Origin of the sequence: Streptomyces sp. SAI-135, assembly GCF_029893805.1 — a bacterium.
Classification (GTDB): domain Bacteria; phylum Actinomycetota; class Actinomycetes; order Streptomycetales; family Streptomycetaceae; genus Streptomyces.
The window spans coordinates 1403607-1416743 of record NZ_JARXYP010000002.1 but is presented as its reverse complement, the minus strand read 5'-3'; the positions used below and the strand labels follow the sequence as shown (position 1 = coordinate 1416743).

The following is a 13137-nucleotide window of genomic DNA, read 5'->3' as shown; positions in this document are numbered from 1 at the left end:
GTCTCACACCGGTGCCGGAACCGTGCGCGGGGCGCCCCGGCGCCGGGTCCGGCCCCTGCCGACCGCGGCGCAGCCGGCGTAGAGGGCGAACGAGATCGTCGTGACGTACGGGCTGATCGGGACGCTGCTGCCGAGGGCCAGCAGGATGCCGCCCTCGATCGACGCCAGGGCGAAGACCACGCTGAGCAGCGGCAGCAGGACCGGTGAGGCGGTGACGCGGGCGGCTGCCGCGGCCGGGGTGATCAGCAGGGAGAGCACCAGCAGGGCGCCCACGACCTGCACGGACAGGGCGACCGCGAGGCCGAGCACGATCATGAAGGCGAAGGACAGCCCACGCACCGGCACCCCGCGGGCCTCGGCCACGTCGGGGTCGGCGCTGGCGAACGCGAGCGGTCGCCACATCACCGCGAGGGCGGTCAGGACCACGGCCGAGGTCACCAGCAGCCAGGTCGTCTGCGGAGTGTCCACGGCGACGATCTGTCCGGTGAGCAGACCGAACTTGTTCGCCGCCCGCCCCTTGTACAGGGCGAGGAAGAGCACCCCCAGGCCCAGTCCGAACGGCATCAGGATGCCGATCACGGCATTGCGGTCCCGCGCCCGCGTGCCGAGCACCCCGATCGCGCCGGCCGCCAGGAGCGAGCCGGTGATCGAGCCCGCCACGATGTTCGTGCCAAGGAGCAGCGCCCCGGAGGCTCCCGCGAAGGACAGCTCACTGATGCCGTGCACCGCGAACGGCAGGTCGCGCATCGCGACGAAGACCCCGGCGAGGCCGCCGACCAGACCCAGGGCCGCTCCCGCGACGAGCGAGTTGCGGACCAGGACGAGGAGTTCACCGTAGTTCTCGAAGTCGAACATCTGGTGCCAGACGCTCATGAGCGGACCTCCTCGGGCAGGTGGTGCGCGGGTTCGTCGTGGGCGCCGACCACCACGACCCGGCCATGCACCCGGAGGACGTCGACGCGCGTGCCGTACAGCCGGGACAGGGACGTCGAGGTGAGGACCTCGTCGGGGGTGCCGATCCGATGGCCGCCCGGCGCCAGGTACAGCACCCGGTCCACCAGGCCGAGCACCGGGTTGATCTCGTGGGTCACGAACACCACCGCCGTGCCGTGGGAGCGACGCCGGGCGTCCACCAACTCGGTGACCGCGCGTTGGTGGTGCAGGTCGAGGGAGAGCAGGGGCTCGTCGCACAGCAGGACGCGGGGGTCGGTGGCCAGCGCCTGGCCGACCCGCACGCGTTGGCGCTCGCCGCCCGAGAGCAGACCGACGGGCACGTCGGCGTACGCCGAGGCGCCCACGGAGGCGAGGATCTCGTCGACGCGCCTGCGTACAGCGGCCGTTCGCAGCCGGGGCCCGAAGCGGTGGCCGTCGATGCCGAACCGCACGAGGTCGCGGGCGCGGAGCAGCGCCTGCGCGGACAGGGCCGCCTGCTGGGGGACGTAACCGAGATGCCGGGCGGCTTCCCGGGGAGCCCGGCCGAGGACCGTCAACTCCCCGGCGGACAGCGGCTGCCGGCCGAGCAGGGCCCGGACGAAACTGGTCTTGCCCGCTCCGTTCGGGCCGAGCACGGCGAGGAACTCCCCTGGCCGCACGTCGAGATCGAGGTCGTGCCAGACCGTACGCGAGCCGTAGGAGAGAGCGGCCGCGCGCAGGGTGATGACGGAGCTCACTCGGCCAGCGCGTTCGCGAGCGCGTCGACGTTGCCGGTCATCCACGTGAGGTAGTTCTTGCCGCTGGGCAGGGTCTCCGTCACCGGGACCACGGGGATGCCCGCCGCCTCGGCCGCCTGCTCGGACTTCTCGGTCTGCGGGCCGGAGGTCTGTTCGTTGTAGACCAGTGCCTCGACCTGCTTGCCGGAGAACAGGGCGAGCGCCTCCCGCAGGACCTTGGGGGAGACGTCGTCGCCCTCCTCGATGGCCTCGCTGAACTCGGCGGGCGTCCTGTCGACCAGGCCGCTCGCCTCGGTCATGTACAGCGGCACGGGCTCGGTGACGGCGATCGCCGCTCCGCCGTGCTCCTTCCTGATCTGCGCCTCCTTGGCCTCCAGCGGCTTCAGGTCCGCCTTGAAGGCGTCGGCGTTCTTCGTGTAGGCGTCGGCGTTCGCGGGGTCGGCCCTGCCGAGGGCGGCGGCGATGCGGTCGGCGATCCTCGCGACCGCCGGGAAGTCGTACCAGACGTGCTCGTTGAGCTCACCGCCCTCGGGAGCGGTCCTGCCGGAGACCTTCACCGCGTTGATCACCTCGGCGGAGGAGTTGCCGCCGCTCTTCAGCATCCGGTCCACGAAGTCGTCGTAGCCGCCGCCGTTCTCGACGACGACCTTCGCCTTCGAGAGCGCCAACTGGTTCTGGGTGCTGGCCTCGTAGGAGTGCGGGTCCTGGTCGGGGTCGGTGATGACCGAGGTGACGGAGACCTTGTCGCCGCCTATGCGCGAGACGATGTCGCCGTAGACGTCGGTGGAGGCGACGACGGCGACCCTGGACGCCGCGGCCGGGGCCGCGGAGGCGCTCCCGTCGCTCCCGGAGTCCGAGGAACTGCCGCAGCCCGCCAGCAGGGCGACGGAGGCGCCGACGAGCAGCGCCGTGCGGCGGGACGGGGACGTGGACATGGATCCTCCAAGCGCGGTTCTGACGACCCCCTCACGCTAGATGGAAATGATTGTCGTAAACAGGCTTGGTGACCGGTTGATGAAAACCGTTGCCAATAATTGACTCGCCCCTGGTCGGAGCCAGGCCCGCCGTCAGGTCCTGCCGGTGAGCAGCCGTCGGGGGTTGGCGATCCGGAAGGCGTAGGCCGCCGCTCCGCCGAGCCCGTGGCCCGGGTGCTGCGGGGGTTCCGCGTACGGCCGGTCCGAGCCCTGGACCACGGCGTCCACGCCCAGGGCCCGCACGACGGACTCGACCGCGCGCGGCCCGTACGAGGACGTCTCGACGAAGACCGACGGGTCCGGCTCCGCCGCGCCGCCCCCGCGCGCGGCGAACCGCTCCCCGTGCAGCGGGGCGAGCCCGGCCAGCAGCGCGAAGCACACCCGCAGCCGGGGGTGGCGGGGCCGGCCGTAGGCGCGGAAGGCGAACCAGGCGGCGTGCATCTGCTGGACGTAGGGGACCATCGCGGGCCACCAGCCGGGCCCCGCGGCGCCACCGGCCGCGGGTCCGGGGTGGACGAACAGCGGGAGGTCGCGCTCCTCGAGCAGGTCGAGCAGGGGCGCGCAGCGGGCGTAACCGGCCGCGTCCGCAAGGGCGTCGGCGGGCAGCTGGAGGCCGACGAACCCCTCGTCCAGCCAGTCGGCCGTCGTCCTGGCGTCGACGTCCCGCACACACGCGGCGGCCCACGCCCCGAAGGGCCCGGGGAGTGCGGCCGCGCCCTCGTGATAGGCGTCGAGGAGCGGCCGTGCCTCGGCCGCGGGCAGCCACTCCACGCCGATCGGCGCCGAGAGGGAGACCAGTGCGAGCCCCAGGCCGTCGGTGGCGGCGAGCTCCGCGCGCAGGGCCGTGTCGTGGTCGGCGGGCGGGAGGTCGTAGGGCGGCTCGCCGTCCAGATACAGCGTCCAGCCGTCCAGGTACGGCGGCTCGCTGCGCGCCCGCAGGGCCGTCACCAGCGCCGGGCTCCACAGATGCTGGTGCACGTCGACATTGGTCATGGCACTCCTCCCGCCCAGGCCCCCGATGTGCTCCGGACTCCGCCTGCCCCCATGATCTCGTGGCCCACCACCCCCGCGTCCACCCCACGGCTGCCCCGCTACCCGACGGACGCCGGGCCGATCTCCACCACCCGGGCCCAGGCGGGCGGTGTGTCGGGAACGTACTCGGGGTCGTTCTCGCGTCGCGCCCCGCTCCTGCCGGGCCTCGGGAACAGGCCGACGACCGTACGGCAGGCGGGCCGTGCGTCAGGCCAGGGCGTCTGGCCGTCGGTCAGGGCCACGACGACGTCCGGACGGGGCCGCGAGCGCAACGCCTTGTCGAATCCCGTGCGCAGGTCGGTGCCCCCGCCGCCGACCAGCGCGATGCCCTCGGCCCGGCACAGCGGACGCACGACCCCGGCCGCCGCGTCGCACGACAGAACACGGACCAGGTCCCGGCGGCCACCCACGGCACGGGAGATCGCGGCCACCTCCAGCAGGGCGCTGCCCAGTTCGGCGTCGCTGACCGAGCCGGAGGTGTCGATGATCACGCAGACCCGCGGCGGCCGCCGCCGCAGACTCGGCAGCACCACCCCGGGCGTTCCCGCGGAGCGCCGCGAGGGACGGCCGTAGCTGTAGTCGTCGCCCGCGCCGGACCCGGAGGCCGCCGAACGCAGCGCCGCGCCCAGCAGGTCCCGCCACGGCTGCGGCGGATGGAACGCCTCCTCCGCCCACCGCCGCCAGCCCCGCGGGGCGCTCCCGGGACGCGCCCTGATGCCCTGCGCCACCCGGAAGCGGACCGCGTCCCGCTCCTGCTCGCTCAGCCCGTCCGCCCCCTCCGGGCCCAGGTCCCACGGGCGGTCCAGGCCGTCGGCGCCGCTGCCGCAGTCCAGCCAGGACAGGTCGAGGGGGAGCGCACCGAGGCTGATCCCGCTCAGGTACTCCTCCATGAGCTTTCCCTCGGGCAGCTTCAGCCGCCAGGGCCGCACGGCGCCCTCGGGCCCGACCAGTCCGTCGCCGTACGCGTCGTCGTTGATCTCGCAGTCCGCGGCGATGTTCATCCGCAGCCGGTCACCGAGACCCGTCAGCCCGCGCTCCCGGGCGACGCGGTCACCGCGCCCGTGGTGGTCGCGCAGCAGGTGGGACACCTCGTGCACCCACACGCCCGCCAGCTCCTCCACCGGCATCCGGTCCACGAACGCCGGGGAGACGTAGCACCGCCAGTGCCGGTCGACGGCCATCGTCGGCACCCTGTGCGACTCGACGGTGTGCAGGGCGAACAGCGCGGTGGCGAGGTACGGGCGAGCCCGGGCGGCGTGGAGACGGGCGGCGAACAGCTTCTCGCGGTCCAGGCGGCCCCCTTCCCCGGGGACGGGCCCGCTCATCGCCGGGCCTCGGAGGCGACCGCCGCCCGGTCCGCCCGCCGCGACAGCGCCACCGTCCCGGCGAGCCTCTCGATCGTCTCCGGCACGTCCCAGTCCTGCTGCCGCAGCGAGGCCAGCGTGGTCGCGGGCACGACCACCAGGTCCGGGGCGCCGGTCTCCAGCGCCCGCGCCAGCACCGCCCACGCCGAGTCCCAGCGGGCCCGGTCAGGACGTGCGCGTACGGCCGCCACCACGCCGTCGAGCACGGCCTGCCGCAGGTCTCCCCGCTCGGGCAGGACAGCCCCCGCGGGATCGGCCAGCACGTCCTCCGGGTCCGGCAGGTCCAGCCGGTCCAGGCTCGCCAGCAGCTCGAGGCCGGGGCCGTCGCCCACCGTGCCCCGGACCAGCAGGGAGAGCACGTCCCGCGCGGATCCGGCCGCGGTCGCGAACGCGACCAGGGACAGTGTCATGTCCCAGCTCCGCGGCGACGGCCAGGGACCGCCCCGCCGGGTCTCGCCGGCGGGCAGCCGGTGCACGAGCGTGGGCCGCGCGGCGAGCAGTCCGCACACCGCGCGGCGGGCGAACTCCACGGCCTCGCGCAACCTGCTCGGATCGAGCCGCGGCAGGGTGGCCCGCGGCCAGGTCCCGCCGAGACCGCGGACGACGACCTCGTGGTCGTGGGTCCACTGGAGATGGACGAACCGGTTGGCCAGCGGTGGGCTCAGTTCCCAGCCGTCGGCCGCCGAGGACCGGGGATTGGCGGCGGCCACGATCCGCACCGCGGGCGGCAGTCGCAGCGTGCCGATGCGCCGCTCCAGGACCAGCCTGAGCAGCGCGGCCTGGACGGCGGGCGGCGCGGTGGACAACTCGTCCAGGAACAGCAGCCCCCGCCCGGCCCGCACCAGCCGCACGGCCCAGTCCGGCGGGGCCATCGGCACGCCCTGGGTGGCGGGAGCGTCCCCGACCACGGGCAGGCCCGAGAAGTCGGAGGGCTCGTGCACGCTGGCGATCACCGTGGTCAGCGGCAGGTCCAGGGTCTCGGCGAGCTGGGTCAGGGCCGCGGTCTTGCCGATGCCGGGCTCACCCCACAGCAGGACCGGCAGATCGGCGGCCACGGCCAGGGTGAGGGCCTCCAGCTGGGAGTCGGGGCGCGGTTCGGTGGTGGAGTCGCGCAACAGGGTCAACAGATCGGCGGCGACGTCGAGTTGGGACGCGGGGGCGGGGGCGGGGGATGTCATGGGCATGTGTGATCACCTGTGGGCCAGGCGTGGGCCGGAAAGGGGGACGGAGTCCCCGGTGGAGGGGTATGCGTGCGTGCGCTGGTCGGGCGGGCGGGTTCCGGGAGTCGAGGTGAAGGGGTCCGCGTGGGGGGTTTTCAGAAGCCGAGGTGGCGGAGTCAGTGCGTGTGCCGCGGGCGGGCGCGGCGGGTCCGGGAGTCGCGACCGGTCGGACGCGGGCGGAACCAGGTGGGTCCGGGCCCTGTCAGCCCGGCCCTGAACAGGCCGTAGGTGACGCGTCGCAGCGCGGCCGCCTCCAGTTCGTCCCGGAGGGGGCCGGGGCGCAGCAGTGCCTCGGGCCCCAGCAGTCCTTCCACGACGGCCAACGCGCCGGCGGTGTCACCGTGCACGAGACGTTCGCGGACGCCGTCCAGACAGTGCGGACGGCGGTGTGCCTCGTCGATCGCCTGGAGGCAGGGGAGCGGGGTGCCGGTCAGCGCGACCAGCAGCTCCTCCCGCCGGATCTCGTCCGGGTCGTGGTCGAGCGGGGCCAGCGCCCCGTCGACCAGACCGATCCGGTGGCGGGCTCCCCGGCACTCCACGACACGCGGCCGGCCGGGCGGGTCGGGGGTACGGGCCGGTCCGGTGGCCGCCCGGTCCGGGGCCAGCGCCTCGGCCACCAGGGGGTGCAGCCGATCCGGTTCGATCGCGCCGGCACGCAGCAGCCGGAGGTCGGGCGGCACCCAGGTCGCGGCATCGGGCAGGACGGGAAGCGCGGAGACGGCGGCGGCCGAGGGCGTCGGTACGGGGCGGATCGGGCCGTCGTCCGCGGCGAGCTCCAGCACCAGCCGGCGCCGCCCGCCCCACCGCACCGACAGGCAGCCACCGGCCCGGCCTTCGGCGGCGAGCAGTATCCGCGCCTCGGCTCCCCAGCGGTCGACGGCACAGGCCGCCGGAACCGCCAACTCCGTTCCAGTGCTGGGAGGTTGCCGTCCCGGTGGCCCGCCGGCCCCCGACCGTGCCCGCAACTCCCCGGCCCTGGACGCGTCCCACAGATGCCGGTGCAGGTCCAGCCGGAACCGCCGGTTCGGGCGCGGGTGCGGATGCCGTACGGCGTCGGGCACGGAACGGGACCAGAGCGCGAGGCTGATCCGCTGGCCGGCGTCCGCCCAGGCGGGTGCGGTCCGGGCCACCAGGTGCACGGGGCCCTCGACGGTGTCGTACCGCGCCAGGGCCAGGGTGAGGCCGGGCCGCAGCAGCCCGTCCGGGGCGATCCTCGGCATGTGCCAGCGCAGCAGGTCGGGGGCGAGGGCGCGCAGATCGGTACGGACCCGGGACGCCAGGTCCCGGCCGTGATCGCGCGCCACCGCACGGAGATTGAGGTCGACGTCGAAACCCGCGGCGGCAAACGCCCCCGCCCAGTCCCCGGCGAGGCGCCGGACGGTCGCGGTCTCGATCATGGAGGCCGGCACGGCGAACTCGCGCACGCGCGGCCAGAAGGACGTTCGGATGTCGTCGTTCGCGGTCGAAGTGAGCATCAGCGCTCACCTTGCGCGGACGGGACCCCCCATCGTTCAGGAGTGTGAGTCGTCATCGTCGAGCAGCGTAGGCCGCCCGATCCGCGTCCGCCACGTGTTTTCCGCCGGGTTAGCCTGGAGCGTGATCGGATTCCCGCTCGGCGCCGCCGTCACCGCGGCCGAACTCGCCGGTGATCCGCATCCGTGCCTGGCCGCACTGCGCGCGCACGAACCCGTCTCCTGGCTGCCCGAGCTGAACGGCTGGCTGGTGACCCGCCGCGATCTGGCCCTCGACGTGATGCGGGACGCCGAGACCTTCACCGTCGACGACCCCCGCTTCTCCACCGCCCGGATCGTCGGCCCGAGCATGCTCTCCCTGGACGGCGACGCACACAGCCGCCACCGCGAGCCGTTCACCGCGCCCTTCCGCCCCCGCGCAGTGCGCGACGGGTTCGCCGCGTTCATCGAGAGGGAGAGCGACCGGCTCGTCACCGCGCTCGCCCCCGCGGGCGCCGCCGAACTGCGCCGCGCCTTCGCCGGACCGCTCGCCGTCGCCGTAGTCACCGAGGCGCTCGGCCTGGTGGAGGCCGACACGGACACGGTGCTCTCCTGGTACGAGGCCATCGTGCGGTCGGTCTCGGACCTCACGGAGGGCCGTCAGGCAGGAACCGCGGGCCCGGAGGCGTACGCACAGCTGCGGCGGGCGGTCGAGGCCACGGTCGCGGACGGGGCCGACTCGCTCCTGACCTCCGCCGCCGGCCGGCTGGCGCTGCCCGAGGTTGCCTCCAACGCCGCGGTGCTGATGTTCGGCGGCATAGAGACCACCGAGGCGATGATCACCAACGCGCTGCTGCACCTCCTGGGCCACCCCGACCAACTCTCCCTCGTGCGGGCCGACTTCGGCCTGCTGGACGGTGCGATCGAGGAGTCGCTGCGCCTGGAACCCGGTGCGGCCGTCGTGGACCGCTACGCCACGCGTGACCTCACGCTCGGCCCGGCCGCGATCCGCCGGGGCGACCTCGTCACGGTCTCCCCTGACGGGCGCCAACCGGGATCCCGAGGTCTTCCCGGACCCCGACCGCTTCGACGTCCGCCGCGCGAACGCCCGCCTCCAGCTGGCCTTCGCGCACGGCCCCCACTACTGCCTCGCCGCCCACCTGGCCCGCCTGGAGACCCGCATCGCCCTGCGGCACCTGCTCGACCGCCTCCCCGCCCTGCGTCTCGACCCGGCCCGCCCCGCCGCCCCGCGGGGCCTGGTCTTCCGCAAGCCGCCCGCGCTCCACGTGCTCTGGGGCTGACGGCACGCACACGTGCCGCGTCTCAGCCGGTCCGGGTCACCTCCAGGGACAGCTCGTTGTCGACCGTGTAGTAGGGCCGCACCACGGCCTTCCCGGCCGTGGCACCGGGATAGACGAAGACGTGCTTGCGGTCCGCCACGTCGTCCAGGAGACGCGCGAGGCGGATCATCGGGGCTCCGGGAGCGGGCCGTACGTACAGGTCCCAGACGCCGCTGTCCAGCGTCTCGTCGTCGACCGTGAAGGAGAAGCTCCGGCCGTCCTCCGCGACCAGCGGCTCAAGCGTGCGTACGGCCCCCTCGCCCCGCCGCAGCCGCAGCCGCACCTCGGCGCCGTCCCGCAGCGAGGCACCGTGCAGCCGCGCCGCGAACCCCAGCGTCCCGCCCGTGACGTCCACGCGGCCGACCTCCGCGTGCGCGGGCCGCACCCAGGTCCGCAGCGCGAGGTAGCCGTCCTTGGTGACATAGGGGACCCGCACGGCCAGCGGCCCGGGGCGCTCACCCAGCTGCCCCTCGACCAGGACCCGCAGGTCACGGGGCCCCGGACGCAGCCGCGTGCGCTCGGACCCGTCCAGCAGATACACGTCCCACCGGCCCTCCGCGAGCACGGGATCCGCGTCCAGCACGGCCCGGGCGCGCCCCGCGCCGACGGATTCCAGGTCGAGGACGTGCAGGGTGTCCTCGGGCTGCCCCTTCTTCGGCCGCAGCCGCAGCAGCAGGGCGTGCCCGTCGGCCGCCGGCAGCTCGAAGGTGATCCGGCCCTCCGCGTCGATCGCGCATCCGGCGCGTGGCGTGGTCGTCATGACCGTCCCTTCCGTACGAGGCGCAGCGCGCCGCTCGCCGCGACCAGCGCGGTGTCCCTGGCGGCGGAACCCCGCGCGGTCAGCGTTCCGCCCTGACGCTGCCGCACGACCCGCCGGCCCGCCCGCCGCGCCGACACGGCCTCCTCGATGAGGCGTTCGGCCTGTTCGACGACGGGACCGGGAGCGAACCGGCGCGCGTTCTCGACAGCCGCCCGGCTCATACGGCGGCGCAGCTCGTCGTCCCCGACCAGCTCCAGCAGGGCCGCCGCCATCGCGTCCCGGTCCCCGACCGGCACCAGCCGGCCGTCGACGCCGTCCGCGATGATCTCGGCGGGCCCGTGGGGACAGTCGGTGCTCACCACGGGCAGCCCGCAGCGCATCGCCTCGACGATGGTCATGCCGAAGGGTTCGAAGTCGGAGGCGGCCACCCCGATCGAGCCCTTGACCCACTCCGCCTCCATCGGGGCCGCGGCCCCCATGAGGAAGACGTTGTTCCACAGGCCACGGTCGGTGATGAGCCGCCGCAGCCGGTCCTCTTCCTCACCCTTGCCGTAGATGCGCAGCTGCCAGTCCGGATGCCGGGCGGCGACCGCCGCGAAGGCCTCGACGAGCAGGTCGAACCGCTTCACCCGGACCAGCCGCCCGGCCGCGACGACCACCTTGGCCGAGCCGTCCGCGGCCGGCAGCGCGGGATCCGGCACGCTGTTGGGCAGTGCTTCCACCCGGACGCCGGGCAGCCGCATCCGGCGCCGGTAGGCGGTCGCGTCCGCCTCGGTGACCGTGGTGAGCACGTCGAGCCCGCGGTAGGCCCGGCGCAGTGCGGTGCGCAGCCGGGGCGAGTGGTTGTCCAGGGTGAGGTGCTCCTGCCCGATCCGGGCGACCCGCGGCGGCGCCTGGCCCGCGAGATGGACGTTGAGCCCCGGGCGGGTGCCGATCACCGCGTCCGCGTCGGTGGTGGCGAGGGCCTCCGCTATCCGACGGTCGGTCAGTTCGCTGTACTGGCCGTACCGGTACTCCGAGCGCGGGAACACCTGCGCCGGTCTCAGGTGTGAAGGGTGCTCCTTCTCCTGTCTGAGATCGACCAGTGGCCGCAGCGAAACCCGGTGATCCAGCACGAAGTTGGGCAGCTCCCGGTGCCGCAGCACGGACACGATCTCCACCTCGTGCCGTTCGGCCAGGGCCTGGGCCAGGTTGAACGTGGTGGTGATGGTGCCTCCGATCCCGTAGGCGTTGTGGAGCAGGAAAGAGATCTTCATGTCGGACTAGACCACCCGGCATTGCCTCCGGTTGACCTTCGTTACCTATTCGTGGTGTCTCCGCCACCCGGACGTCATGCCGTGTACTGGTATGCGGGATAAGTGAGGTAGCCGCCGTCCCCGCCCTGGAAGTAGGTGGCCTCGTCGGCGGGGGCGATCGGCAGATCGGTGCGCAGTCGCTCGACCAGATCCGGGTTGGCGATGAAGGCGCGGCCGAAGCTGATGAGATCGGCGCCGAGACCGAGCCAGTGGTCGGCCTCGGAGCGGCCGGTCTGCTTGGCGCCCATCGGCTGCACCGGGTTCATGACGAGCGCGCCCGGCCAGACGCGGCGCAGGGCGAGGAGGGTCTCCTCCGGGGCGGTGGCCTCCAGGTGGACGTAGGCAAGCCGGAGCCCGGACAGCTCGGTCAGCAGCGCGGTGTACAGCTCGGGCACGTCCGTCTCCTCGACTCCCCAGAACGTGCCGCCCGGCGAGAGGCGGATACCGGTCCGCTCCGCGCCCACCGCGTCCACGGTCGCGGCGGCCGCCTCCACGGCGAACCGGATCCGGCCGGCCACCGAGCCGCCGTAACGGTCCGTGCGCAGATTGGCGTTGGAGGAGAGGAACTGCGAGATCAGGTAGCCGTTGGCGCCGTGCAGTTCCACCCCGTCGAACCCCGCGTCGACGGCGCGGCGCGCGGCCTCGGCGTACGACTCGGCATGCCCGGGCACCTCCGCCGTGTCCAACGCCCGCGGCACCGGGGCGGGTTGCGGTCCCGTGGGGGTGAACACCCCGCCGGTGGCCGGTACGGCCGAGGGGCCGACGGGGCGCAGACCGGTGGTGTCGGGGTGCGAGACCCGCCCGCCGTGCATGATCTGCGCGAAGATGCGGCCCCCGTTGGTGTGCACGGCCTCGGTCACCGGGCGCCACGAGGCCACCTGCTCGTCGGTGTACAGCCCCGGTGTGCCCGGATTGGACTGCCCGACCAGGCTCGGCTGCACCCCCTCGCTGACGATCAGGCCGGCGCTCGCCCGCTGGGCGTAGTAGCGCGCCATCGAGGGTGTCGCCAGCCCGCCCTCGGCGGCCCGCACCCGGGTCATCGGGGCCATGACCACCCGGTTGGGCAGCCGCAGTCCGCCCAGCTGGAAACCGGTGAAAAGCGTCGTCACGTCACGTCTCCTTCGTGATCCGTCGTACCCGTGTCCCGGGCACGCGGTTACGCTAAAACCTGACGTCGACGTGAGGGTCAAGTCCGTCAGGGAGGAACACATGCGCATCGGGGAGCTGTCGGCACGGGCCGGGGTCAGCGTCCGGGCCCTGCGCTACTACGAGGAGCAGGGTCTGCTCACCAGCACGCGCAGCGCGAGCGGGCAGCGGCACTACGCGGAGTCCGCGGTCGAGCGCGTGCTCTTCCTCCAGCGGATGTACGCGGCCGGACTGTCCAGCCGCACGATCGCCGAACTCCTGCCGTGCGTCGAGTCCCCCAGCGAGGAGACGTCCGACGCCGCGCTGGTGCGCATGGCCGAGGAGCGCGACCGTCTCTCGGCGCACATCGCGGACCTGATCCGCACCCGGGACGCCCTGGACGGGTTGATGGCCGTGAACCGGGCCCATCGGGAGACGTTGCGGGCGGTGTGACGGGCTGAGGTTCGGGGGCGGGCCGGGGTCTGGGAGCGGTACGTGGTGCGGGGTGGGTGGGTGTCGGGTGTGGCGCTGGTGCGGGGGGCGGGGTGGAGCACGAGCGGTTTGTGGCGCGTATGGCGGACGTGATCCGCACCGGGGATGCCCTGGACGGGTTGATGGCCGTGAACCGGGCCCATCGGGAGACGTTGCGGGCGGTGTGACGGGCTGAGGTTCGGGGGCGGGCCGGGGTCTGGGAGCGGTACGTGGTGCGGGGTGGGTGGGTGTCGGGTGTGGCGCTGGTGCGGGGGGCGGGGTGGAGCACGAGCGGTTTGTGGCGCGTATGGCGGACGTGATCCGCACCGGGGATGCCCTGGACGGGTTGATGGCCGTGAACCGGGCCCATCGGGAGACGTTGCGGGCGGTGTGACGGGCTGAGGTTCGGGGGCGGGCCGGGGTCTGGGAGCGGTA

At 73.9% G+C, this 13137-nt stretch carries 12 protein-coding genes and 3 pseudogenes; 5 read left to right on the top strand and 10 right to left on the bottom strand.

Annotated features, from left to right (window positions below):
- Positions 1–3: 3 nt before the first annotated feature.
- The 7 genes from M2163_RS10790 to M2163_RS10760 all read right to left on the bottom strand — a co-directional run bounded on the left by M2163_RS10790 (position 4) and on the right by M2163_RS10760 (position 7735).
- A complete protein-coding gene (locus M2163_RS10790) occupies positions 4–873 on the bottom strand; it encodes a metal ABC transporter permease (RefSeq protein ID WP_280853000.1) in 870 nt (289 codons plus the stop codon).
- Positions 870–1670 (bottom strand): metal ABC transporter ATP-binding protein, encoded by an 801-nt coding sequence (locus M2163_RS10785; RefSeq protein WP_280893857.1) that lies wholly within the window; start codon positions 1668–1670, stop codon positions 870–872. The genes M2163_RS10790 and M2163_RS10785 overlap by 4 nt, the downstream gene beginning before the upstream one ends.
- Complete coding sequence (locus M2163_RS10780) at positions 1667–2605, bottom strand: zinc ABC transporter substrate-binding protein (protein WP_280893856.1); 939 nt, start codon at positions 2603–2605, stop codon at positions 1667–1669. The genes M2163_RS10785 and M2163_RS10780 overlap by 4 nt, the downstream gene beginning before the upstream one ends.
- A 132-nt stretch (positions 2606–2737) precedes the next feature.
- Entirely contained in the window at positions 2738–3637 is a 900-nt protein-coding gene (locus M2163_RS10775; protein WP_280853003.1) for an amidohydrolase family protein, read from the bottom strand.
- A gap of 98 nt (positions 3638–3735) precedes the next feature.
- A complete protein-coding gene (locus M2163_RS10770) occupies positions 3736–5001 on the bottom strand; it encodes a VWA-like domain-containing protein (protein WP_280893855.1) in 1266 nt (421 codons plus the stop codon).
- On the bottom strand, positions 4998–6224 hold the full coding sequence (locus M2163_RS10765; protein WP_280893854.1) for a MoxR family ATPase: 1227 nt from the start codon (positions 6222–6224) through the stop codon (positions 4998–5000). The genes M2163_RS10770 and M2163_RS10765 overlap by 4 nt, the downstream gene beginning before the upstream one ends.
- A 152-nt stretch (positions 6225–6376) precedes the next feature.
- Positions 6377–7735, bottom strand: a complete 1359-nt coding sequence (locus M2163_RS10760; RefSeq protein ID WP_280893853.1) for a hypothetical protein — start codon at positions 7733–7735, stop codon at positions 6377–6379.
- On the opposite strand from M2163_RS10760, the pseudogene M2163_RS46610 reads away from it, so the two are divergent.
- Both M2163_RS46610 and M2163_RS10750 read left to right on the top strand, forming a co-directional pair.
- Positions 7656–8690 (top strand): annotated as a pseudogene (locus M2163_RS46610) (hypothetical protein); the annotation flags it as partial. The gene M2163_RS10760 and the pseudogene M2163_RS46610 overlap by 80 nt on opposite strands.
- Positions 8629–9012, top strand: coding sequence for a cytochrome P450 (locus M2163_RS10750; RefSeq protein WP_348542165.1), 384 nt, complete (start codon positions 8629–8631; stop codon positions 9010–9012). The pseudogene M2163_RS46610 and the gene M2163_RS10750, both read left to right, overlap by 62 nt.
- Positions 9013–9034: 22 nt before the next feature.
- Here the strand turns inward: M2163_RS10750 and M2163_RS10745 are convergent, their stop codons facing one another.
- From M2163_RS10745 to M2163_RS10735, 3 genes are all read right to left on the bottom strand, one after another.
- On the bottom strand, positions 9035–9811 hold the full coding sequence (locus tag M2163_RS10745; protein WP_280853008.1) for a hypothetical protein: 777 nt from the start codon (positions 9809–9811) through the stop codon (positions 9035–9037).
- Complete coding sequence (locus tag M2163_RS10740; RefSeq protein WP_280853009.1) at positions 9808–11067, bottom strand: glycosyltransferase family 4 protein; 1260 nt, start codon at positions 11065–11067, stop codon at positions 9808–9810. The genes M2163_RS10745 and M2163_RS10740 overlap by 4 nt, the downstream gene beginning before the upstream one ends.
- A gap of 74 nt (positions 11068–11141) precedes the next feature.
- On the bottom strand, positions 11142–12215 hold the full coding sequence (locus tag M2163_RS10735) for an alkene reductase (protein ID WP_280893852.1): 1074 nt from the start codon (positions 12213–12215) through the stop codon (positions 11142–11144).
- A 100-nt stretch (positions 12216–12315) separates the two neighbouring features.
- Here M2163_RS10735 and M2163_RS10730 point away from each other — a divergent pair, with 100 nt between their 5' ends.
- The 3 genes and pseudogenes from M2163_RS10730 to M2163_RS10720 all read left to right on the top strand — a co-directional run.
- Positions 12316–12684 (top strand): MerR family transcriptional regulator, encoded by a 369-nt coding sequence (locus M2163_RS10730; protein WP_280853011.1) that lies wholly within the window; start codon positions 12316–12318, stop codon positions 12682–12684.
- Between the two features lie 95 nt (positions 12685–12779).
- A pseudogene (locus M2163_RS10725) lies at positions 12780–12890 on the top strand (MerR family transcriptional regulator); the annotation flags it as partial.
- 95 nt (positions 12891–12985) lie between these two features.
- A pseudogene (locus M2163_RS10720) lies at positions 12986–13096 on the top strand (MerR family transcriptional regulator); the annotation flags it as partial.
- Positions 13097–13137: the final 41 nt, after the last annotated feature.

Bases quoted from the DNA above. Each gene is read 5' to 3' on its own strand.
- M2163_RS10790 (WP_280853000.1), bottom strand. From the start codon at position 873: ATGAGCGTCTGGCACCAGATGTTCGACTTCGAGAACTACGGTGAACTC.
- M2163_RS10760 (WP_280893853.1), bottom strand. From the start codon at position 7,735: ATGCTCACTTCGACCGCGAACGACGACATCCGAACGTCCTTCTGGCCG.
- M2163_RS10765 (WP_280893854.1), bottom strand. From the start codon at position 6,224: ATGCCCATGACATCCCCCGCCCCCGCCCCCGCGTCCCAACTCGACGTC.
- M2163_RS10770 (WP_280893855.1), bottom strand. From the start codon at position 5,001: ATGAGCGGGCCCGTCCCCGGGGAAGGGGGCCGCCTGGACCGCGAGAAG.
- M2163_RS10775 (WP_280853003.1), bottom strand. From the start codon at position 3,637: ATGACCAATGTCGACGTGCACCAGCATCTGTGGAGCCCGGCGCTGGTG.
- M2163_RS10730 (WP_280853011.1), top strand. From the start codon at position 12,316: ATGCGCATCGGGGAGCTGTCGGCACGGGCCGGGGTCAGCGTCCGGGCC.
- M2163_RS10745 (WP_280853008.1), bottom strand. From the start codon at position 9,811: ATGACGACCACGCCACGCGCCGGATGCGCGATCGACGCGGAGGGCCGG.
- M2163_RS10740 (WP_280853009.1), bottom strand. From the start codon at position 11,067: ATGAAGATCTCTTTCCTGCTCCACAACGCCTACGGGATCGGAGGCACC.
- M2163_RS10780 (WP_280893856.1), bottom strand. From the start codon at position 2,605: ATGTCCACGTCCCCGTCCCGCCGCACGGCGCTGCTCGTCGGCGCCTCC.